We start from the raw sequence: 23,976 nt of genomic DNA, 5'->3' as shown, positions 1-23,976 counted from the left end.
TCGGCCGGGTCGAAAAAGGGGCCCGCCTCGACCACCGCGACCTTGAGGCCCGCATCGGCCAGTTGCTTGGTGGCCATACCGCCACCTGCTCCAGAACCTACGATGATGACATCATAGAGCTCCGGTGATTCTTTAATCTGCATAGTCGAGTTGTTTTGTCTGTTTGCTTTGCGTCTCACAATTTATAAATAAAAAGTGTTGTAACACCACTTTTAACAAATGGATCATTGTATTCCCTATGTTTAAAAGTTTCGCATTTGCCTTAAAGCCTCGTCAACGGACTTGACCGGAAGCTTGCATGTGGTATTCCGACAAACGTAAATCAAAGTGCCATCGGCCACATAACGATCTTTAAAGAGAGGGGCGTTGCTTTCCACCTTACTACCTACCACTAGGGCATTGGGCAAATGGATTTCATTTAAGGCCTTTATTAGAACCTCAGCATCTTTTCCCACCACCGCAATTTCAAAATAAGGATAAGTATGGTTCAATAAAAGGGCATTCCATTTAGAATAGCTCGGTGCACTTTCCGTTAGGACGGGCACCATTGCCGACAACATTCGCTTCGCCTTTTCGGTATACTCGGTATTGTAGTCCAAATGCCCCAAGCGGAACAAATTATGGGCCATTACGGCATTGGGGGAAGGCAGTACCCCATCATCGGTTTTAATGATACGGACGATTAGGTCATTGCCCTCGTTATAATGGTACATCCCCGAAGCTTCATCGGCAAATCCTGCCTCCGCCTTAGCGTTCAACTCTTTGGCAAAATCTAGATATTCGGTATTCATCGTAAGTCCGTAAAGCTCGAGGGATGCATCGATCATAAAGGCATAATCTTCAATAAAACCCTCCTTTCGCTTGCTTCCTTTTTTAAAGGTATGCACCAGTTTTCCGTTCTGATAGGCATTCGACCGTATAAACGAAAATACGCTCTCGGCCTTTTCTAAAAAACGCTTTTGTCCAAAAGCTTTATAGGCATCTACAAAGCCATTGACCAATAAGGCGTTCCAAGAGGTAATGATCTTATCGTCACTTCGCGGAAACACCCTTTTGTTTCTTTCCGCCAATAACTTCTTATTCCATTCCGACTTTATAAAGTTCAGCTTGCTCTGCTCAATATCGTGCTCCTCTACAAATTCAGCATCATCGACCTTTCTGTGGAGTACATAGTTTCCGTCTTCCCAAACAGCTTCCTTATGTATATTGTAATAAGCGGAAAAAAGCTCGAAGCCCTCACCTAAGACCGACCTCAGTTCTTCTTCCTTCCATACATAAAACTTACCTTCCTCACCTTCACTATCGGCATCCAATGCCGCATGGTAGCCTCCGTTCGTATCTTTCATTTCCCTATCGAGAAAATCAATGGTTTCCCAAACCACATTTTTGTAGGCGTCATCCTTAAAAAGCGTATACGCCTTTGAGTACAGGCTTAAGACCTGGGCATTATCGTAAAGCATTTTTTCAAAGTGCGGTACTTTCCAAAATGCATCGGTACTATACCTATAAAAACCGCCACCGATCTGATCGTAAACGCCCCCCAAGGCCATTTTATCCAAGGTGTTCCTTACATGCCTTTTAGCTTTGTCATCCTCCGTGAGTACGGCATAGTCCAACAAGAAACTTAGGTTTGAGGGAATCATAAATTTTTGGACACCCTTTTCCCCTCCTTCTTCCAAATCCCAATTCGGGCTCCAATTGGCGACACTGTTCTTTAGGGCCTCTTGGGTAATGGATTCAAACCCCTTCGCCGGCTCCACCAAATTGGCCTCGGCTATACCGGCCGCTACCATATCTGAATACTCCTCGGCTTTTTTCGGGTCGTTTTTGTACAATTCGCTTATTTTGGTCAACACTTGCATCCACTGCTCCCTTGTGTGGTAGGTTCCTCCATAGAGTGGTTTCCCGTTGGGAAGGGTTATTACATTCAACGGCCAGCCCCCACTTCCTGAAATCAACTGCAATGCCGTCATATAAACTTGGTCGACATCGGGACGCTCTTCGCGGTCTACCTTGATGTTGATAAAATTTTCGTTCATGATTTTGGCCACTTCCTCATTCTCGAAGGTCTCATCTTCCATAACGTGGCACCAGTGGCACGAAGAATACCCGATACTGACCAATACCAACTTATTTTCTTTTTTGGCATCATCCAATGCCTCTTGGCTCCAAGCCCTCCAATTGACCGGGTTATGGGCATGTTGCAACAAATACGGACTGGTCTCGTTGGCTAGGGCATTGGTGTATTTATGTACTTTCACTTCTTGTCCGGTTTTATTTTCTTTACAGGAAACAACCATAAAAAGGGCCAGCATTGAAATACCGGTCAAATATCTAGAAAAACGTAAGGTCATAGAACTATTTTTTTCCACGAGATCAAAACAATACCGTGCGTTGAAATTAAAAAAACGAACCGACGGCCGGTTACTCACTTATAAATGCCGAAGCCGGCAAACCCGCTCCATTAAAAAGATTCGGCTCGGCAATATTGCTCCACCCAAAACGTACGTTCAAGGGTTCCTTTACCATCTTTGACGACAAGATCACTTTGTCTTGCTTGATGACGGCCTTCGCCGGATGATATACCCCATCGGCTCCGGCCACTTCAAAATGGGTCACTTTTTTGCCCTTTGCCATGAGTCCCTTCGCATGGTCAAAGATGACTTCTATCTTTTTTCCCAAAGGATGGACCTCCTTAAAAAGCGGTCCGTAAACCTCACCTTCATACTTTTGATAGGTTTCCTTCAGGGCCAAATTGGCCAATCGCAGGCCTACATCCTGTTTATTGGTCGGATGGATATTATCTATTGTGGCAATATCGCTCACTACCACCATACCCGAATTGGGCAAGGTCTCCAACACACGTCTTTGTACATCCCTAATCCTTACCCCCTGCTCGGCTTCCTTATAGTTATAAGGTGCGATCTGCACGTAATAAAAAGGGAAATCGTATCCCCAAGCCTCTCGCCACGAGCCTACCATTTCGGAAAAAAGCTTACCGTAAACATCCCATCTCCCTCTATTGGATTCCCCTTGGTACCAGATTGTACCCGCTATCTTAAAAGGCGTTATGGCATGAACCATTCCATTGTATAATTGTGAAGGGAATACTGGGCTCCACGGGGTCTCTTCCAAGCTTTCGGCCGAAGCCTTTAGGTCTTCGTTCTTGTCGAAAACAGAACTCGGGGTCCATACTTCTGCCGGCGAACCGCCCCACGCATTATCGATTAGTCCTATCGGTACGTTGAGTTCCCCCTGTAGCCTTCTCGCAAAAAAATAGGCAACGGCACTAAAGGTTTTCATTGTTTCCGGTGTACAAACCTCCCAAGTACCCGGCAAATCGTCTTGTGGGTAATTGGAAGTTCTTCGGGCTACGGTAAAAAGACGAATATTCGGGTAGTCGGCTTTTTTTATTTCCTCTTCGGCATGGTCTATACCCGCGTTTGTGGTAGCGCTCCATTCCATATTCGATTGGCCCGAGCACAACCAGACCTCACCGATCAGAACATTCTTCAATACAATTTCGTTTTCATTTCCCTTAAGGCTGATCGTGTAAGGTCCACCTGCTTCCGGGGTATCGATTTCCAATTTCCATCTCGCCTCAATGTTGGTCTTTACATGGTATTCTTGATTGTCCCAACTCGTATGGACCGTAATTTCCTCTCCCGTGTTGGCCCAGCCCCATAGCGAGACCTTTTCGTTTCGCTGCAATACCATATCATCGGCAAAGATATTAGGCAGTTCAATCTTTGCCCATAGGGGCTGACAGGCCAGTGCCATTAAAAAAGCGACAATCAAAAATTTAGGTTTCATATACGTTATTATTGGTTTGATAAAGTTTTAAATATACCAATTTATTAAAGCACCCCAATACAATGCTACGAATTGTAATGATTTAAATATCTTTAGGATATAAACCCAACAAAACGACCGATGGATACCCAAAACAACCTTTTTAGCAGACGAAATTTTATCAAGGGCACCTCAAGCCTCATCGCCCTTTCTTCCTTTGGCGCCTATGCCTTGGACTTTGATTATCGTGAACCCTTAAAGGTGGGACTCATCGGTACAGGTTGGTACGGAAAGAGCGATCTATTTCGGCTGATGCAAGTTGCCCCTATTGAAGTCGTTTCACTTTGCGATCCCGATCGGAATATGCTTTCGGAGGCTGGAAAACTGGTTGCCTTTAGACAAAAATCCAAAAAGACGCCACGGCTCTATACCGATTACAAAAAAATGTTGGCGGAACGCAACCTAGATATCGTGCTGATCGGAAGCCCCGACCATTGGCATGCGCTACAAGGGATCGAGGCCCTTAAGGCCGGGGCACATGTATACCTTCAAAAACCCATAAGTGTAGACGTTATGGAAGGTGAAGCCTTGGTGGCGGCCGCGAACAAATACGGCAAGGTAATTCAGGTGGGCACCCAACGAAAAAGCACGCCCCACCTGGTAGAAGCCAAAAAGAATATCGTAGATGCCGGCCTATTGGGTAAAATATCACATGTAGAAATCTGTTGTTATTACCATATGCGGGCCAATGACAACCCTCCCCTACAAGAGGTCCCCGATTTTTTCGATTATGAAATGTGGACGGGGCCCGCTCCCTTAAGACCTTTTGACGGCATGCCCCACAGACGATGGTGGCGTACCTTTATGGAGTACGGCAACGGAATTATGGGCGACATGTGCGTTCATATGCTAGACACCGTACGTTGGATGTTGGATCTCGGCTGGCCCCAAAAAATTAGCTCTACCGGCGGTATTTATGTGCAAAAAGACGGAAAATCGAATATTGCCGATACCCAAACCGCTATTTTTGAATTTGAAGAACTCGACTGCGTATGGAACCATAGGTCATGGGGCACCCCTGCCGATCCCGACTACCCTTGGTCGTTCAAGCTTTACGGGGAAAAGGGAACACTTTCGGGGGATGTTAAAAAGTATGATTTTGTACCGACAGGAAAGGGCGAAAAAATTCATGGCGACGTGCTTTACGAAAGGGAAAAATATCCGGAAGACCTGACCGAAAAAGATATAGAACTACATGCCGCACCGGCCACACGGGCCCATATGATCGACTTTTTAAACGCGATACATACGGGAAGCATACCTGTAGCCAATATTCAAGAAGCCCATATATCGACGGCTAGTTGTATTCTGGCCAACATGGCTATGAAACTCAAACGCCCCTTGGTCTATGACCAAAAACAACGTGTTGTAGTGAACGACCCCGAAGCGACCCAACTTTTGCAACGAACGTACCGGGAAGGATGGCAACATCCGCTTCCGGAAATGTTTGAGTAGGAAAATATTTACATTTTTCGTAATCAAGATTTACACCAATTGCTTCTTTTATCATAAACCCATGCTCATAATAAGGGTTTCTCAAAGTATGAGCGGTACAATCGTAGTATCCTTATTTTTAAATTATTTTGGCCTTATATTTATGCCCGTAACGATATAAATCGACATCTTTGCCGAAGAAAATAAAAAATCATTAGCACTCGGCATTATGAAAAAATGTTTGATTACCGGAATAACAGGCCAAGATGGAGCATATCTGGCTGAATTTTTGTTAAAAAAAGGATATCAGGTCCACGGACTAAAGAGAAGGTCATCGCTTTTCAATACAGATAGAATCGATCACTTGTACCAAGATCCGCATGTTGAAAACCGGAATCTTCACCTTCACTACGGTGATATGACCGACAGTACCAACCTAATTCGCCTTATACAGGAAATTCAACCTGACGAAATATACAATTTAGCGGCAATGAGCCATGTAGCGGTTTCTTTTGAAACACCTGAATATACGGCCAATGCCGATGGTATAGGTACCCTACGTATTCTCGATGCCGTACGTCTTCTTGGATTGGAGAAAAAGACCCGTATCTATCAAGCCTCGACTTCAGAGCTTTATGGTAAGGTGCAAGAAGTACCACAGTCGGAAACCACACCGTTTTATCCTCGTAGCCCATATGCCGTTGCAAAAATGTACGCCTATTGGATTACCGTAAACTATCGTGAGGCCTATGGCATGTACGCTTGTAACGGTATACTTTTCAACCATGAATCGCCTATCCGTGGGGAAACTTTTGTTACCCGTAAGATTACGAGAGCGGCTTCAAGAATCGCATTGGGTCTTCAAGACAAGGTTTACCTAGGGAACCTCGATGCAAAAAGAGACTGGGGCCACGCCAAGGATTACGTTAGAATGATGTGGATGATCCTTCAGGCCGATGAACCAGAAGATTGGGTCATAGCCACCGGAAAAACGACCACTGTTCGTGACTTCGTTAAAATGAGTTTTGCCGAGGCGGGAATCGAAGTTGCTTTTACAGGAGAAGGCGTTGATGAAAAAGGTACCGTTGTTTCTTGTAGCAACCCCGATTACCAAGTAGAGATAGGAAAAGAAATCGTTGCCGTTGACCCTAGGTACTTTAGGCCAACGGAAGTAGACCTTCTTATCGGTGACCCGAGCAAGGCCAATAACAAATTGGGATGGACCCCAAAATACGATTTAAAAGATTTGGTGGAAGATATGATGCAGAGCGATTTAAAATTGATGAAGAAAGACACCTACCTAAAAGAAGGTGGCTATCGTATCATGAATTATTTCGAATAGCATGAACAAGGATGCAAAAATCTATATTGCAGGACACCGTGGTCTTGTAGGCAGCGCCATTTTAAAAAAGCTCAAGGCCGAAGGGTTTTCCAATTTCGTATTGCGTACGCATGCCGAACTTGATTTGACCGACGCCAATGCCGTAGCCGCATTTTTTGCCGAAGAAAAACCAGAATACGTTTTTCTCGCAGCGGCAAAAGTGGGCGGTATCGTAGCGAACAATACCTATAGGGCAGATTTCATTTATGCTAACCTCATGATCCAGAACAACGTTGTACACCAAAGTTATGTGAACAACGTAAAGAAGCTTCTGTTTTTGGGCAGTACCTGTATTTACCCCAAGGCCTGTCCGCAACCCATGAAAGAGGACTATCTACTTACGGATACCCTTGAGTATACGAACGAGCCTTACGCCATTGCCAAAATAGCCGGTATTAAACTTTGCGAAAGCTATAATTTACAGTACGGCACCAATTTCATTTCGGTCATGCCCACCAACCTGTACGGCCCGAACGATAATTTTGATTTGGAAAAGTCACACGTACTCCCTGCCCTGATCCGTAAAATGCATTTAGGCAGAGCCATGGAAGCACAAGACTGGACAACAGTTCGTAAAGATTTGAACGAGCGCCCGATCGAAGGTGTCGATGGCAATGCAAGCGAAAGCGAAATCTATACCATCTTGGAGAAATACGGCGTTAAAAAGACCGACGACAAAGTAAGTGTCGAAATTTGGGGCAGCGGAAAACCCATGCGTGAGTTTCTCTGGTCGGAAGACATGGCCGACGCATGTATTTTCATTATGAAAAGTAGAAATTTTGAAGACACCTATGCTTCTGGCGAAAAGGAAATCAGAAATACCCATATCAATATCGGTACGGGCAAAGATCTTTCTATTCGCGAGTTGGCCGAATCGATAAAGGCTATGGTCGGTTTTGAAGGTCCTTTAAATTTCAATGCCGACAAACCCGACGGCACCATGAAAAAATTGACCGATGTCTCTAAACTTCACGGTTTGGGCTGGAAGCACCAAATAGATCTTGAAGAAGGTATTAAGAAAATGTACGATTGGTACCGTTCCGCTTAAGGAAGCCTTCTATTACATAAAGTAAAACCCGAAATACATTGCTAAAAGCTGTATTTCGGGTTTTTAAGTTTACTAGGTTTTAGGAGCCCAAGGCATGCCTACACCAGACCTGTATCTTTCCAGCTTTTTGAATTGGCCGAATTGATAACGGCCTCACAAACCTTTTGGGTCATCAAGGCATTTTCAAAGGTGGGCTCACAGGCTTCCCCGGTTTCCAAACTTTTTAAGAAATCGGCTACTTGGTGTACAAAGGAATGTTCGTAGCCTATAGACGTACCCGGAATCCACCATTTATCCATATAAGGCTGGTCACTGTCCGTTATCAAGATCCTGCGCCACCCCCTTACTACGGCATCATCTGCATGGTCGTACATTTCAAGGTAGTTCATGTCGTGCAAATCCCATCTCAAGGATGCATGTTCCCCGTTGATTTCCAAGGTATTCAAAGCCTTATGCCCCCGGGCGTACCGGGTGGCCTCAAAAAGGCCCAAGGCCCCGTTCTCAAAATGGCAATGAAAAATACAGGCATCATCTATACTTACCTTTGTGACCTCACCGGTATCTTGGTGTACGCGTTCCTTTATAAAGGTCTCGGTTACCGCAGACACGTCCTTAATCGGTCCGTTCAACCACATCGCACTATCGATACAATGCGCCAAAAGGTCTCCCGTTACTCCCGAACCTGCAGCTTCGGCATCTAAGCGCCAAAGGGCCTCGCCACCTTGTGGCAACTCAGGGTTGATGGTCCAATCTTGTAAAAAATTGGCCCGGTAGTGGAATATTTTACCCAGCTTACCCGAATCGACGATCTGTTTGATCAAGGTAACGGCCGGTATGCGACGGTAGTTATAGAACACGGTATTGGCCACACCTGCCTTGGCAATTGCATCGACCATAGGCTGGGCTTCCGCTACGGAACGCGCCAAAGGCTTTTCGCAAAGTACCATTTTACCGGCCTCGGCGGCCGCAATGGCAATATTGGCATGCATGTGGTTAGGGGTACAAATATCGACGGCGTCAATATCGTCCCTGGCAATAACCGCCCTCCAATCCGTTTCATACGACTCATAGCCCCATTGCTCGGCAAAGGCCTTTACCTTTTCCTCAGTTCTGGCACACACTGTTTTAAGCACCGGTTGATATTCAAGTTCAGGGAAAAAATCACCGCTACGCTTATAGCCGTTTGTATGCGTTCTCGCCATTAAACCAGTACCTATCAATCCTATCCGGAGTTCTTTTTTGTGTGCCATTTATCTGTAATTTTAAATTAAAAAATGTTCTTTTCTATATCAAGGGTCTCAATACTTCTTCAATATAAACACCATCTTGCATGGTAATACCGTCAGGATCTGTGATAGCGGCATCACATTCATCTTCTACGATGATCCATCCTTCAAAATCGGTTTCCTTTAAATACGATGTTATTCCCTTAAAATCAATAATACCATCGCCCATTGCCGCCCATTTGCCATTGTCGTACATATCTTTGTAATGCACACAATTGACCAACTCGCGATATTGCTTTATAATAGGTAAGGGATCCATGCCCCCTTTGGCCATGTGCCCCACGTCAGGCGTATATTTAATGACCCTACTATCCAAACCGTTCAATAAGATTTTGTAATCTTCTTCGGTTCTATAGATCGAGCCCATGGGAGAATTGGGGTGATATGAACACACCACACCTTCGCCTGCCGCCCTGGTAGCAATTTCGTTCACACAGGTCAACAGGTTTTGTTGACGTTCTTTTAAGTGCTCACGGTCTTGCCCCGGCATTTGCACCAATAGAAGGATAGCTTCGGGAAAATGCTTCATAAACTCGATCCATTGATCTGCATTCTTTCTTTCGGTATCCGTCTCTTTCGGATTACGCCAATCTTCCACATGGCAAAGCACCGATAATTCAATATTATTCCTGTCCAAGGCCTCCTTAAAGACCTTTGGGTCAGTAAAGCCGTTCATAAAACCGGTATCGGGTTCAATCCCTTTGAATCCGGCCTTAGAAGTTACCTCTATTATATGCTCTAATTTATTTTTATACGTTTCACCGGACATTGCCCAGGTATAGGTTTCACAACCAATTTTTATTTTTGACATCGTTATTTTTTTATTAGGGTTGAATTTGTCGTCACCTCAAAAGGAGGTACGGAATATCCGTACCTATGCCATTGCAAGGCTCTACTTAATAGTTGGCTTTTAGCCAATTCAAAACTCTTGGATTAAAATCATCCAATTTTTCCCAATGGAAAGCATGCCCCGCATTATCGTACAAATGCAGTTCGCTATCAGGGATACCCTCGGCCACCTCACGCACCATCCATTCAGGAACGAACATATCTTGCTTACCCCCGATTACAAGGGAAGGCGACTGAATTTGCGGTAGCTGATCCACCACATTGTGGCTTATACAGGCTTCCGCTTGAGCCTCCAAACCGTGCAAGGGCTGTTGAATGGCTTCTAAGGCCGCTCCTTTTTGCCCTTCCAACAAGCCTTCATATTCAGCGTCATTATCAAAGGTGGGTTTGTCAAAAATGAGCAACTGCATAAAATGGGCAAATTGCTCAGGCCTCAAATGGGCCTTTATGTGGGTTATATGTCTAAAAATAGCTTCTCCTTTTCTATCGCAACTGGCCCAAGGACACATGGCCACCATGGCCGACACCTTTTCAGGATGCCTAATGGCCATTTGCAAGGCAATCGCTCCGCCCATAGATACGCCAACCACTGCGGCATTCGGTATTTTCAAGGCGTCTAAAAGTGCTGCACTATCATCGGCCATCTGGGCCGTTGTGTAGGGACCTTCCGGTTTATCGGACAAGCCCACCCCGCGGTTATCGAAAATGATACAGCGGTATTCTTTTTCCCAATACGAAACATGCTTTTCCCACACGGAACATGGGGCGGTAATACCCATAATCAACAACAATGGTTTTCCCTTACCTCTTATTTCGTAGTATAATTGTATTCCGTTAACCGTAACAAATGACATCATGATTCTCCTTTTTTTTGTTAGTTAACTCCATCCGTGTAATTCCCTCACCTTGATCAAGGTCGCCAGAATATCGTTCCAAGTTTGTTGCTTCATCATCACATCGTTATCGAACATACAACCGTCCCAACAAATATGCTTGAAAGCCTTTGTCAATTCGCCGTCACCGTCGCGTAACCAATAGCCGGCATCCTTGGCAACATCTAGTTTTCCGTTGGGGTCCGTAGCCAAACAGTGTCGTCCGGTCTTATCATGGGATCCCGTTCCGTGAACGGTTCCATCGTTTTGGGCCACGTGAAAATCTATGGTCCAAGGCCTTAGGGCATCGGTAACCGTTTTTAGTCCGGCTTCCAAGGTTTTTCGGTCGGACCAATCGAAGTCTTGAGGTAGAATACGATCTTCCGGGGCATTATAGCCCAACAAATACAAAAGGGTATGCGACATATCGGCCTGAAATCCGATATTGGGTCGATCAACGGCCTCTAAGGTTTCCACCATCGCTTTCCAGCTGTGCATTCCTCCCCAGCAAATTTCCCCTTCAGCAGCCAATTTTTCATCATAATCGGCAGCAACATCACAGGCCTCACGGAATGTTTTGGCTATCAATTTGGTATTGTTCACGGGGTCTTTGGCCCATTCTTCTGGACTAGAAGCCGAATCTATTCGAATTACCCCATATTGTCTTACGCCGTGTTCACGGAAAATTTTACCAAAATGACATGCGCGCTGTACCATAGCCACGAAAGTCTTGCGGTCATCATCGGAGCCCAAAGTGGGGCCTCCCCAAATAGGGGCCACGAGCGTACCGATGTTCAGACCATAGCCCACTACCTTGTCGGCCAGGCGTTTGATGTCATCGTCAGAACTATGAATATCAACATGCGGATCAAAAAGTCCGATATCTATACCGTCGAACTTTATACCGTTCACTTCAGCCTTGGCCGTCATTTCAAGCATTTTATCAAGGGAAATGGGAGGCTCTGAATCAGGGCCTTTGCCCACGATACCGGGCCATGAGGCATTGTGGATTTTTGGAAAAGCGTTGTCTTTCATACTTCTGTACTTTTAAATTAAACGTATCTATTTTTTAATTTCGAGTGTATTTTATTAAACGTAAAAAATACACTTGCTCTAAAATACGGTTTATTTATAATTTAAGGTCAGGATTTTTAGGTCCAAAGTGTTTTAACATGACAATTGGATCGGTTTTACTGTGATTTACAATAGTTACACCTGCTTTTGCCGCCTTTTCGGTAACAAAATATTCATCGTGCGTCAATTGTCCGTAGCGGATCAGTGATGGCGTTTCAATATCCCACACCCCCATAGTACCATGCCCTTGCATCATGATCATTCCATAACATGCGCTATCCTTGATCGTAACCGTTTGACCTGGCAAGACCGTCAATTCTTTGGCACTAAAGGCCTCGGAGCGGTAGCAGATCCATTTATCGACATAGCCTTCCGCTTCCATTTCTTCAAGCGGTCTTACGGGAACAGGTCTCATAAAACGGGTTTCCAACATATTCGGATCCGTGTTCAACTCCCAATCTATAACTTCCATCAACTGGTCATAATCGCCCATTCTATCTTTTGGCGTTCCGTTCCACAATAACTCTTCTGGAATAATGGCCTCGTTCACCAAAGATTGATACATGGCAAATACATCGGAAGCCTTTTGCGGCTCGTAGGTACACATGCTTCCCGGCGCATGGAGCATTCCTGGTGGCACATCCCATCCTGTTCCGGGCTCTAACCTGAACGCTGACGAAAAATTGGTGATTTTATTGTCCCCTTTAGAAAAATTCATCAAACATTCCTTTATTTCTTCCTTGGTGGTCCCCGGCGTTATTCCGAAGAAGGTATATGGAAAATCCCCTCCATGGTTGTTTACCTGAGGTGGAAAATAATAGGCTTCGGGCTTTCCTTTTTGTCCGATTTTCGCAGCATGTTCATCGTTGTGGTGGATGTGATGTGGCAAGGGGCCCATATTGTCAAAAAACTTGGAATACATAGGCCAGCTCCCGTACTCGTTCCATAAGCGATCACCTATAATGGCTCCCTTTAACTCATCTACTACATCTTTGAGAAGAATCTGTACTTCCTTTCCGCCATCTTCAAGAACAACTTGGCTAAGGCCTTCGTTCTTACCCGTCAACGGACCGTTCTCCGCAGGGGTCGTAGAAGAAAACCAACGTTCGTCGATCCCGCCTCGTTCACCTCCTAAGACGTAGTAATCGTCTGGGTGCAATTTTATTCTTCTACCAGGAACACAGAAAGAACGCGGTACCCATGTCGGCGCCAATCGTAAAATCCCCTGTCCTTGTTCCAATGCCTTTTCAGCTAATGAATTTGCCATATTGTTCAATGTTTATTTTATAAAAAGGATGTTATAAATGATTCTATTTTTTCGGGTGCCAGCACTTCCAATTCCAGTGCATAGCTCCTGCTTTCATTCGGTGATAAAAAAATCAGGCTATTTTCTTCCCTAGCCCTTTTCTGGCCTATGGGCGGATTTGTAGCTGGTTCCAGAGCGGTCACGTATTCCTTCTTTCCCCAATGCTGCCAATTGATCAACCAAGGCAGTTGCTCTTTAGGAAAGCGAAGCGCTACGGCCAAACCTAACTTTTTGTTATAGATGCCACAATTGGCGCTTCCGGAAGCATCGGATTCCACATCGATAAAGGCCACGTCTTCACCCGTACCCGAATGTGCTTCCATAGGGACCGGACATTTGCGGAAATTTATTCCGTCTTTAAACATTTTCCCTTCAGCATCTGGGGGAGGCGAATGCCAATCTCCCTTCCATAACAAATCCGTTCCTTCGTCTATCAGGGGCCAACCAAAATTCACATGGTACAGAATCATATGCGGCGCCTTTTGGTTTCCACGGTTTATGACCTCATCGTGAATGCTGATCTTTGCTTCGCCCAATTGGCCCGAAATGGTTCGTTTCAGCTCCAATGATGGACCAAACACTTGGGTTTCTCGAATTATACCGGTAATGCTCATTTCCATTTTTCCGGCGGCCGGATCGGGTTGGTCAATCGATATAATCTCGGCAGGCGTATTGCTGATCAGGCCGTGAAGTCCCCTAGCCCCATACTCATCCTCCTCTGGTCCGCCCACATGTGATAATCCGCATGTAGTTAGAAGTCCCCCTCCAAAATTGCGGATCCACCCCATTCCCTTATCGGAAAAACGCTCGGGCGGAACAACGCCGGTATGGCTCAGCCAAGCCAAGCTATGTTCCTTGTAAAAGGCATCGGCAATGTCCATTCCGCGGTCAAGTACGAGCTTGTACCGAAGTCCGGTTCCCGTATTGATCCATGCAATACGACTACCACGTCCCAATCCATTATCGAGCACAGAAGTTTCAATACCTCCAATTTGGGCGGTATTGCCTATTTTATCCTTGCCGTTATGAATATAATCGAGAGCTGACATTGCTGCTTTATTTTTGTTCAATACTTGCTATAATTCTTTAAGGAATATATTCTTGTAGGCTACTTTCATGGGCGGACCAACATGCACCTGCATACCCAAATAGCCCGACATCTTACGATTGACGGAATCATTATCGGTAACATCACTCATCAGGATGCCGTTTACATAATGTTGCAACCTATTGCCTTGAACCACTAAACGGACATGATTCCAATCTTCCATCCGTATCGTGTTTTTTAGCGAATCGGTATCACCTAAAGACTCGACCACTTCCCTACTCTGCCAGCAATTTCTTTTCACGTTATCGCGTAAAACCGCTGTGTTGTGATCCGTTTGCCCCTTGACCGATACCTTTTCGCCCCTATAGGCCAAAGTGGTCCTTTTTCTTTCTTCGTAGTTCTGCCCCGTATACCTGTTCTTTCCATCTATATCAGCCTGATAGCCACGCAATGCATAGGGTATGGAGTCTAAGAGCTCACTTCTATAATTGATACCGCTGTTTCCCGATTCGGTAATCTTTACGTCGAGGCGCAGTTCAAAATCGTCGGGTTGCCCTCCTTGCCATATGACAAAGGTGTTTTTCTTCAGAGGGGTTTCAGGGCTTACCTCTCCGACCAGGTTTCCATCTTCCACCCTCCAATACGTCGGATTGCCTTCCCATCCTTCCAAATTCGATCCATTGAAAATTTCAACGAAGCCATCCTCTTCCTTTTCGATAGCGGCATCACCCGAACCACGCACTTCCTTACATCCGAACTGCCCTATACAAACCGCGGACATCAGCGCAGCAACAAGCGTTCGACTCTGCGCAAAGGACGCCCATAGGGCCTGCTTCCTTTTCAATATCACGGCCTGAGCGGACTTCTTATATTTTACAAGAACTGAATTTTGCATGTCTTTTTCGCGCTACGAAATAGTGATTTGTATATCTTTTTTATTCTTTGGAAAAAACCTCGTTTTTAGCATCCCCACCCGAGATAAGATACGCCAGTAAATCCTTTACCTCATCATCGCTCAAACGGTTAATACTGCCCGGTGGCATCAAGGAAACCGAAGACATTTTCATATCGGTCACCTCGTTTTTGGGTATGCTCCTGATAATTTCGGGCGCATACGGATTTTGGGATACCTTGTAATCGGCCCCTTCCTCACTGATCAATCTCCCCACAATCGAGTTGCCATCTTTTAAAGAGAAAACGGTTGTATTGTATTGGTCTGAAATCACATCACTAGGCTCTATAATAGCCCTTAGGATATCTTCGGGAGAAAATCGGGTTCCGACCTGCGTCAAATCAGGGCCGATATTCTGACCTTCACCACGCATACTGTGACAGGTGATACAATTGGTGGCCAAGAACATATTCCTTCCCGTTTCAAAATTCCTATTATGCAAACCATCGACCAACAGGGGGGCGATATCTTCTTCTTTCCATCTCTTGCCCGGACCTTTAGGTTGTACGGCACTTGAAGCCAAAGAGTTCCCCGACTTGCTAAGCAAAGAATCACCAGACATTTGGTTGTAAAACTCCCTTTTACTATCCGCTACATGGGTCAGTGCCTTTTTCCGAGCCTTATCGATAAAACCGATATAGCTACGGCCCGCTTTGAACGAAAAGGCCTTATAAAACCACTTGAAATACTTTTCCCTTAGTTGGGGCGTCCACCCGGTCGTAGCATCCTGAAGCACCAAACCGTAATAGGTATGTTGCGCCAAGGGCATATTTTTTAGGGTTTCGGCTATATCCATTCCGTACTGGGGGTTTCTCAAGATCAAGTCCGCCGCATCGGTAGCCGTATTGGCCATAACGGAGGCGTTCTCCCCTTCTTCAGACGCTAGCAACCTCAATGTTTTCGAAACTACCGAAGGATCATCTACGTACACCAGGGTCTTGCTCAACAACTGGTTCAGCACATCGGTGTCGGCCGGGTAATGAGGCGAAAGATACGTACTGATATTTCTTTTGATATCGGCATTCGGCTTTCCGAAGCGCGACAAGGTTAGTTCAATGGCACGTACCAAATCTACTTGATCTTGCCCAGAAAGACTCACGTAGTCTATATTGACCAAGGAGTTCAATATACGATCGCGTTGACTTACGTCGCCCTGTCTGGCCAAAGCTACCGCACCCTGTATTTTTCGAATCGCATCCGTCTCCTTAAAGACCATTTCCCGCCAAGTGGCAACAGGTTGGTGTTCTACTGCAATACGGGCGGCATATTGAACAAAGCGATCCTTACTGTTCAGGTAAGGCCAAGCGAAGGCCAAGGCCCCTTTCCTTGCTTCCCCATGAAAGGTTTCGAGCTCTTTGCGGATCTTGTTTTCCTTGGTATCTTCCAAAACAATATCCGAAGCATCAATAGATTCTTGGTCTTTATAATAAACGCGATACAGATCCGATTCCAATCGTCTTCCTCCGGTCATAAAATACATGGCACCGTCAGGACCTATGACCCCATCGGTCAAGGGAAGTGGAATTCCCGATAAAAACTCCTCTTTCTTTCCGATGTACGAAGCGCCCTTTTGTTCCATTTCTATCGCATAGATAATACCGAAGCTCCAATCGAAAGCAAAAACACTATTTTGATATTTTGAAGGGAATTTAGCGCCCTTTCCGTATACGACATTGGTTGGTGAGCCCTGACCAATATTCAGCACCGGAGGTAAATTATCAGGATAAGCGGCCGACCACTTTCCATTACCCGTTCGCCATCCGAACTCGGCCCCGCTACTCACATGGCAGATGCGTGTTGGGCGATACCACGGCATACCGAGATCCCATTCCATATCCGAGTCATAAACAAACATATCCCCTAAATCATTGAACGCCAAATCGAAGGGGTTACGAAAACCGGAAGCCACCAATTCCCATCGCTTTCCTTCGGGATCAAGATTGGCCACCCATCCTCCTGGCGCCCCACGGTCATTGGCATGTCCGCGTGGATCTTTAATCTGTGGAAAAAGGTTGTCGTCTTTCCAATTATTCGGAAGGCGGTATCCATCCAGTTCCGGCAAATCGGTATGGTTGCCCGCAATTACGTAAAGTGATTTTCCATCAGGGGAAAGCACGATACTATGAGGGCCGTGCTCCCCAGCTCCCTTTAGGGATTTCAAAAGGGTTATTTTATCGTATTGATCATCACTGTCGGTATCTTGTAACCTATAGAGACCACTGGTCTTTTCAAACTCATCGTTCCCCCTGTGATTGACCATAACATACAGGCTATTAAACGCGTACAACAAGCCTTGGGCGTAGCCCATCTGTATGATGGAATCGGCCACCTGTTCACCGGTTTGGATCTTCAATTTTTCGATTTCGGGCAAGAGATTATCGGACCCTATCGGTGAGATTTCCATACGGTACAGGGCTCCGTATTGGTCTGAAGTAATGAGCCGCCCTTTGTTGTCAAAGGTCATGGCCACCCAACTTCCCATATCATTGTCTCCCGGACTATATAAATGCTCCGCGGCGAAACCCGATTGCAATTTTAACTTTGCGATTTTCGGATTTTCAGCACCAGGATCAACACTAGCCTTTTTCGCATCAGAAGAACACGATGATATCAATAGCAAAACACAACAGACGAAAAGAAAAGAGATGTCGGTTTTCAGTGTTTTTACGGTCATATGCTTAGTTTTTGTTTCTAAAGAGGGGATAATCGGCCCTGTGCCGATCCATATCTTCTTCTAAGTTAGTATAAATGTGCTACGCCTTGGCTTTACCACGGCAATACTACACTTCTACGAGCCTAAAACTAATGAAGCATTTTTTCTTTACTATCCTGTAGTGTACTGCATGGGATAGATTCGTTTCAATCTGACCAAAACATAAAAACGAATACGGGCCTATACCGATTCCCTATCTATAAAGTTAAAGGGATTCTTGACCTTTCCTTTTTTCTTATTCAATATCATCTGGGCGGCCGTCTGCCCCATCATCTTAAAATCGGTAGAAATAACCGTAATACCCAAAAGCTCCTTCAAGGGTGTATCATTATATGAGATGACCCCGATATCTTCGCCTAGGGCAAATTCCTTATCTCGAATCTGATTGACGAGATTAACAAGGTCGGCTTCCTCTATGGTAATAAAGAGGTCTCCTTTTTTTAGGATGATATCATCATATATTTCGCCTAAAACTTCAAAGGCTATGGAAAATTCGGCGCAGAACTTCCGGAAACCGTGTAGAATGCGCCGGGGATAAGGGTGCATTGAATTTTCGGGAAAGACCAATACAAGTTTTTGGTACTTTTTTATTTTATGAAGTCCGTCCTTTAACGCATTATAGATATCGTTTTCGAAATCTTGATACACCTCGATACAATTGCCCTTTATCCGCAACTTGTTATTGTCCATAATAACGAGCTTGTCATCAGGTATGGTGTTAATGGCCTTGACCGCTTCATCGGTAAAACTCAAGTGCTTTAAATCATCGGACTTGAAGTGTGGCATGATCACATAGTAATCGTATGCCCTCATGTTCTTATCCAACAGGTTCAGAAAGAGCGAATCATCGCAATGGTAAATATGGAGGTCCGTATGGGAATTGGCCCCTATACTATTGATAAACGAATTGTAAATCTGCATCTTGTAAGTACTCAACTTATTGATCAAGAACAAGATGTTGACCTTTGAAATCAATTGGGTCCTGGTAACATAATAGCCCTTCCCGCGAATCGACGAGATTATCTTTCGCTCTTTAAGAATGTTGTACGCCTTCTCGACCGTATCCCTCGAAAGCAAATATTCTTCACTAAAACTATTTATAGAGGGTATTTTCTCATCTATTTTCAGCTTGCCCGTGGAGATGTTATGTATAATGGAATCGACAATTTGCCTATATTTAGGTATTCTCGATTGTTCGTCTATCTGTATGTGTTTAAACATTTCCATCTTAAAGGGACATTATAAAATCTTGGTGAAGTTCAAAAAAAAATATAGAATAAAAGAATTTGAGTTTTACAAATTGTAAAAGCGTACACCTTACGATCCGTACAAAATAAAATGTCTCACTACGGTACAGTACAGGATAGAAACACGGTAACACTGTTTTACTTTAGCCTCAACTAAAAAAAACACCATAAAGAATGAACGACTCGGTTAAGCAATTCAAATATGTAGATTATCTGTGGGACGATAAAAAAGCGGCCCAATTGGGAGACGATCAAGTTGCGCTCTTCTTGTACCGTTCCAATATTCTTGGAGCTGACCTCAGGATCACCAATTATGGCGGCGGAAACACTAGCTGCAAGACCATAGAGAAAGACCCGCTTACCAATGAGGAAGTAGAGGTCATGTGGATCAAGGGTTCGGGAGGGGACATAGGCACCTTGACCAAGGCCGGAATTGCAGGCTTGTACACCGAGCGACTCAGAAATTTAAAAGACGTATATGGCGGCCTTGAGGACGAAGATCGCATGGTAGGCCTTTTTAACCATTGCATCTACGACCTAGATAGCAAAGCCCCCTCCATTGACACCCCCTTGCATGGCTTGCTCCCCTTTAAACATATAGACCATTTACATCCAGATGCGCTTATTGCCGTGGCTGCGGCAAAAGACAGTGAAAAAGTGACCAAAGAGATTTGGGGAGATACCATGGGCTGGGTTCCTTGGCAAAGGCCCGGTTTCGATTTAGGACTTCAATTGGAAAAATGTCTTGCCGACAACCCCGGTATTCGCGGTATCGTTTTAGGGAGCCACGGTCTCTTCACTTGGGGCGATACGTCTTACGAATCGTACATGAACAGTTTAGAGGTCATTGAAATGGCCTCCGCATATATTGAAAAAAAAATACAGGAAAAAGGAAGCGTTTTTGGCGGACAGAAAATAGGAAGCCTCCCCGAAAAAGAAAGGGCCGAAAAAGCCGCCCAGCTCATGCCCTTGCTACGTGGCCTATGCTCTTCGGAGAATAGGATGATCGGACATTTTAACGATAGCGATGTCGTACTTGAGTTCATCAACAGCAATGACCTAGAACGTTTGGCCCCTATGGGCACTTCTTGTCCCGACCATTTTCTGAGAACCAAAATACAACCCTTGGTCCTTGACATTGACGCCAATGCCGATTTTACCGATACCGATGCCGTCCTTAAGCAACTAAAACCTGCCTTTGAACAGTACAAGAAAGAATACGCCGATTACTACAACACCCATAAAAGGGCCAATAGCCCGGCCATGCGCGATGCCAGTCCGGTTATAATCATCTTACCCGGAGTGGGAATGTTCAGTTTTGCCAAGAACAAACAGACCACACGGGTGGCCAATGAATTTTACGTCAACGCCATAAATGTAATGCGGGGCGCAGAAGCCATAACATCATACACCTCGCTACCTCGACAAGAGGCTTTCGATATTGAATATTGGCTCTTGGAAGAAGCCAAACTACAGCGCATGCCCAAGGAAAAACCACTGTCGAGAAAAGTAGCCTTGGTAACGGGTGGCGGTGGCGGTATAGGCAAGGCCATTGCCGATAAACTCGCCGAGGAAGGTGCCAATGTGGTACTTACCGATATTGCGGAAGATCGCTTACGGGAAGCCCTTCAAACTTACGGTAGGGATACGGCCAGCTATGCCGTCTGCGATGTTACCAAATCCGACTCCATAGAAAATGCCTTTAAAAAAGCCTGTCTTGATTTCGGGGGCGTCGATATTGTGGTACACAGTGCCGGACTCGCCATTTCAAAACCCTTGGAGGAAACCACTGAAAAAGATTGGGACATTCTTCAGAATGTTTTGGTAAAAGGCCAGTTTGAACTCGCCAAAAAAGCGGTAGCCATTATGCGCAAACAAAACCTAGGTGGCGACTTTATAAGTATTGCCAGTAAAAACGGATTGGTTTCAGGCCCCAACAATGTAGCCTACGGCACTTCAAAGGCCGCACAACAACACATGGCACGCCTTTTGGCCGCCGAGTTGGGCAGTGACCAAATACGTGTAAATACGGTCAACCCTGACGGGGTCATCGTAGGTAGCAAAATATGGGAAGGCGACTGGGCCGAAGGTCGGGCCAAAGCCTATGGTATTAGCGTTGAAGAACTCCCCGCACACTATGCCAAAAGAAACCTGTTGAACCAAATTATTTATCCGGCCGACATCGCCAATGGGGTATTCGCCCTGGTCGCGGTCTTGAACAAAAGCACCGGAAACATCATTAATGTAGATGGAGGAATGGCCAATGCCTTTGTACGATAGAAAAGGGAACACAACATTATTTAGATTACGATAAAGAGCATGAAAGAGGTTACCGCGGTATTCGACATTGGAAAAACGAACAAAAAGTTCTTTCTTTTTGACGAGGATTTTCAAGAAGTATATAGGGAATATACCCGTTTCGACTTTATTGAAGATGAAGACGGACACCCTACGGAAGACCTAAAGGCCCTACAAGAATGGTTAAAGGCGGTATTCGAGCGTATTTTGAAATCAAAAAAGTACACCATTACCGCCATTAACTTTTCTACCTATGGGGCGAGCTTCGTCCATTTAGACGAAAACGGTGAAGTGCTTACGCCTTTGTACAATTATACAAAGCCCTATGACCCTAAATTAATAGATGCATTCTATGCCAAATACGGTCCGGAAAACACATTCGCCCAAAGTACAGGTTCCTCCAATTCGGGAATGCTGAATTCGGGAATGCAACTGTATTGGCTCAAACATACCAAACCCAAGGTCTATAAGAAAATAGCGGTTTCTTTACACCTTCCCCAATATATCAGCTACATATTTACGGGGATCCCTTTGAGCGAGTACACCAGTATAGGTTGCCATACCGCCTTGTGGGACTACAACAAGAAAGATTACCACGAATGGGTCTACAAGGAAGGGATAAACTCTAAATTACCGCCCATTGTTTCTACGGAAACGAGCATCAATATGAATTATAACGGTAAACGCATTAAAATCGGAGTGGGCATTCACGACAGTTCCGCGGCACTTTTACCCTACGTTCGCAGTATTAAGAAAAAATTCATCTTAGTATCGACAGGAACATGGAGCATTGCCCTTAACCCGTTTACCGAAACATCGCTATCGGAAGACGACGTAGATAAAGGCTGTATCAACTATATGCGTATTAACGGAAAACCGGTAAAGTCAAATCGCTTGTTTTTAGGAAACGAGTACCGGCTCCAAGTAGAGGAACTGACTAAAAAGTTTAATGTAGCCGACGACTACCATAAAAAAGTAATGTTCGATTACGATACCTTTTTCGATATCATAAAAGATTTTCAGTTTTCCTTTAAATGGTTCAGTCTCGAGCATAAAAACATGCCGAGCGAAACGAACTATAGCTACGACAGGTTTGAACATGCCTACCACCACCTGATGATAGAATTGGTGCTATTACAAGTGGAGAGCATTAATATCGTGGCCGGCAAAGACACCATAGAAAGACTATATGTAGATGGGGGGTTTAGCGATAATGACATTTACATCAAACTCGTATCGCACTACCTTAGGAACATGAAGCTTCGAACAACGGATTCGTCCCTAGGTTCCGCCCTGGGCGCGGCAATAGCCATTTCCGACACCAAATTGAACTCGAAGTTCCTGAAAAAGAACTATTCCCTAAAAAAACACATTCCTTTTATCCTTAAATAAACAGAACCTATGGCCGCTAAAATCAATTCCGCCTATCCGTCCGTAGATGACCTAAGGACCAAGGCAAAAAAAAGGATTCCCAAATTCGCTTTTGAATATTTGGATGGAGGATGTAACGAAGACGTAAGTATTTCACGAAATACCTCCGACATTCGCAAAGTACAGCTACAGCCCCGCTACCTCAGAAATTACGGCACAAGTTCTACCCAAACAAAGGTACTGGGCATGGAATTCGATGCGCCTTTTGGTATCGCCCCTGTGGGACTTCAAGGGCTTATGTGGCCCAATTCACCCGAAATCTTGGCCAAGGCGGCATATGCACACAACATTCCCTTCATACTGAGTACCGTCACGACCATGAGTATTGAACGCGCCAGTGAAATAACCGAGGGCAAGGCCTGGTTTCAACTGTATAATCCGGTAGAGGATGCATTACGTGACGACATCATCAAACGTGCCGAGGCCGCGCAATGTCCCGTTCTTGTCCTGTTGTGCGATGTACCGACCTTTGGTTACCGTCCACGTGACATACGCAATGGTTTGGCCCTGCCCCCCAAGATGTCGTTGACCAACATACTTCAAATTTTAGGCAAACCTACATGGGCCATGAACACCCTAAAGTACGGCCAGCCTACATTTGAAACCCTAAAACCATATACCCCGGAAGGGCTCAACCTAAAGCAGTTAGGACAATTCATGGACAAGACCTTTTCCGGTCGGCTCAATGAAGAAAAAATTAAACCGATCCGCGATAAGTGGAAGGGAAAATTGGTCTTAAAAGGGGTGGCTTCGGAACAAGACACCCAAGATGCCATACGCATGGGCTTTGATGGCATTATTTTATCCAATCACGGGGGCCGACAACTCGATGCGGCCGAATCTACCATACACAGCCTTCACGATATCGCACCCAAATACGGTGATCAAATCGAGATCATGATGGACAGCGGTATGCGTTCAGGTCCGGATATTGCCCGTACCATGGCCTCCGGAGCCAAATTTACCTTTATGGGGCGATCTTTCATGTACGGTGTCGGCGCTTTGGGCAACGCGGGTGGCGACCATACCATCACCATGCTTAAAACCCAGTTCAAACAAGTCATGGACCAATTGTGTTGTGAACGTGTCGAAGATCTACCACAACACATTATAAAAAAACAATAAGTACCAAATCGACATTATCCGTTGTTAAACTGGGCCCCTCTTTCGAGGGGTTCTTTAGTT

The 23,976-nt window shown here is 45.1% G+C and carries 18 protein-coding genes; 6 read left to right on the top strand and 12 right to left on the bottom strand.

Features of this window, described 5'->3' with window-relative positions; translation table 11 throughout:
- From BW980_RS22410 to BW980_RS20675, 3 genes are all read right to left on the bottom strand, one after another.
- Positions 1-143, bottom strand: a 143-nt coding sequence (locus BW980_RS22410) for an FAD-binding protein (RefSeq protein WP_139327670.1), incomplete at its 3' end; no start/stop codon positions are given.
- Between the two features lie 99 nt (positions 144-242).
- Complete coding sequence (locus tag BW980_RS20680) at positions 243-2,354, bottom strand: thioredoxin domain-containing protein (RefSeq protein ID WP_083690574.1); 2,112 nt, start codon at positions 2,352-2,354, stop codon at positions 243-245.
- A 70-nt stretch (positions 2,355-2,424) separates the two neighbouring features.
- A complete protein-coding gene (locus BW980_RS20675; protein ID WP_076457058.1) occupies positions 2,425-3,813 on the bottom strand; it encodes a sialate O-acetylesterase in 1,389 nt (462 codons plus the stop codon).
- Positions 3,814-3,933: 120 nt separating this feature from the next.
- On the opposite strand from BW980_RS20675, the gene BW980_RS20670 reads away from it, so the two are divergent.
- The 3 genes from BW980_RS20670 to BW980_RS20660 all read left to right on the top strand — a co-directional run bounded on the left by BW980_RS20670 (position 3,934) and on the right by BW980_RS20660 (position 7,715).
- Complete coding sequence (locus BW980_RS20670; RefSeq protein WP_076457057.1) at positions 3,934-5,307, top strand: Gfo/Idh/MocA family protein; 1,374 nt, start codon at positions 3,934-3,936, stop codon at positions 5,305-5,307.
- A 208-nt stretch (positions 5,308-5,515) separates the two neighbouring features.
- Positions 5,516-6,628, top strand: a complete 1,113-nt coding sequence (gene gmd / locus BW980_RS20665) for a GDP-mannose 4,6-dehydratase (protein WP_013994506.1) — start codon at positions 5,516-5,518, stop codon at positions 6,626-6,628.
- A 1-nt stretch (position 6,629) separates the two neighbouring features.
- Positions 6,630-7,715, top strand: coding sequence for a GDP-L-fucose synthase family protein (locus BW980_RS20660; RefSeq protein WP_076457056.1), 1,086 nt, complete (start codon positions 6,630-6,632; stop codon positions 7,713-7,715).
- A 98-nt stretch (positions 7,716-7,813) separates the two neighbouring features.
- On the opposite strand, the gene BW980_RS20655 is transcribed toward BW980_RS20660, so the two are convergent.
- The 9 genes from BW980_RS20655 to BW980_RS20615 form a co-directional block, all read right to left on the bottom strand.
- Positions 7,814-8,965 (bottom strand): Gfo/Idh/MocA family protein, encoded by a 1,152-nt coding sequence (locus tag BW980_RS20655; protein ID WP_076457055.1) that lies wholly within the window; start codon positions 8,963-8,965, stop codon positions 7,814-7,816.
- 34 nt (positions 8,966-8,999) lie between these two features.
- On the bottom strand, positions 9,000-9,812 hold the full coding sequence (locus BW980_RS20650; protein ID WP_076457054.1) for a sugar phosphate isomerase/epimerase family protein: 813 nt from the start codon (positions 9,810-9,812) through the stop codon (positions 9,000-9,002).
- A gap of 85 nt (positions 9,813-9,897) precedes the next feature.
- The gene (locus BW980_RS20645; RefSeq protein WP_217694821.1) at positions 9,898-10,707 is read right to left on the bottom strand and encodes an alpha/beta fold hydrolase; all 810 of its coding nucleotides are present in this window, start codon (positions 10,705-10,707) and stop codon (positions 9,898-9,900) included.
- A 21-nt stretch (positions 10,708-10,728) separates the two neighbouring features.
- Positions 10,729-11,757: a sugar phosphate isomerase/epimerase family protein gene (locus BW980_RS20640; protein WP_076457052.1), complete on the bottom strand. Its 1,029-nt coding sequence runs from the start codon at positions 11,755-11,757 to the stop codon at positions 10,729-10,731.
- 94 nt (positions 11,758-11,851) lie between these two features.
- Positions 11,852-13,063 carry a class I mannose-6-phosphate isomerase gene (locus tag BW980_RS20635; protein ID WP_076457051.1) on the bottom strand — a complete coding sequence of 404 codons (1,212 nt, stop codon included), beginning with the start codon at positions 13,061-13,063 and terminating at the stop codon, positions 11,852-11,854.
- Between the two features lie 17 nt (positions 13,064-13,080).
- Positions 13,081-14,151 carry an aldose 1-epimerase family protein gene (locus BW980_RS20630; protein WP_076457050.1) on the bottom strand — a complete coding sequence of 357 codons (1,071 nt, stop codon included), beginning with the start codon at positions 14,149-14,151 and terminating at the stop codon, positions 13,081-13,083.
- A gap of 27 nt (positions 14,152-14,178) precedes the next feature.
- A complete protein-coding gene (locus BW980_RS20625) occupies positions 14,179-15,045 on the bottom strand; it encodes a 3-keto-disaccharide hydrolase (RefSeq protein ID WP_245800123.1) in 867 nt (288 codons plus the stop codon).
- A 40-nt stretch (positions 15,046-15,085) separates the two neighbouring features.
- Positions 15,086-17,776 carry a c-type cytochrome gene (locus BW980_RS20620; protein WP_076457049.1) on the bottom strand — a complete coding sequence of 897 codons (2,691 nt, stop codon included), beginning with the start codon at positions 17,774-17,776 and terminating at the stop codon, positions 15,086-15,088.
- A gap of 219 nt (positions 17,777-17,995) precedes the next feature.
- On the bottom strand, positions 17,996-19,036 hold the full coding sequence (locus BW980_RS20615; RefSeq protein ID WP_076457063.1) for a GntR family transcriptional regulator: 1,041 nt from the start codon (positions 19,034-19,036) through the stop codon (positions 17,996-17,998).
- A gap of 200 nt (positions 19,037-19,236) precedes the next feature.
- On the opposite strand from BW980_RS20615, the gene BW980_RS20610 reads away from it, so the two are divergent.
- The 3 genes from BW980_RS20610 to BW980_RS20600 are packed head-to-tail and all read left to right on the top strand — an operon-like array spanning position 19,237 to position 23,916.
- On the top strand, positions 19,237-21,342 hold the full coding sequence (locus BW980_RS20610; RefSeq protein WP_076457048.1) for a bifunctional aldolase/short-chain dehydrogenase: 2,106 nt from the start codon (positions 19,237-19,239) through the stop codon (positions 21,340-21,342).
- Positions 21,343-21,381: 39 nt separating this feature from the next.
- The gene (locus BW980_RS20605; RefSeq protein ID WP_076457047.1) at positions 21,382-22,752 is read left to right on the top strand and encodes an FGGY-family carbohydrate kinase; all 1,371 of its coding nucleotides are present in this window, start codon (positions 21,382-21,384) and stop codon (positions 22,750-22,752) included.
- Between the two features lie 9 nt (positions 22,753-22,761).
- On the top strand, positions 22,762-23,916 hold the full coding sequence (locus BW980_RS20600) for an alpha-hydroxy acid oxidase (protein ID WP_076457046.1): 1,155 nt from the start codon (positions 22,762-22,764) through the stop codon (positions 23,914-23,916).
- Positions 23,917-23,976 lie beyond the last annotated feature (60 nt).

It is taken from the genome of Zobellia uliginosa (assembly GCF_900156625.1).
Taxonomy (GTDB): domain Bacteria; phylum Bacteroidota; class Bacteroidia; order Flavobacteriales; family Flavobacteriaceae; genus Zobellia; species Zobellia uliginosa.
Note: the sequence above shows the minus strand (reverse complement) of the source record. Positions and strands in the feature narration are given on the sequence as shown.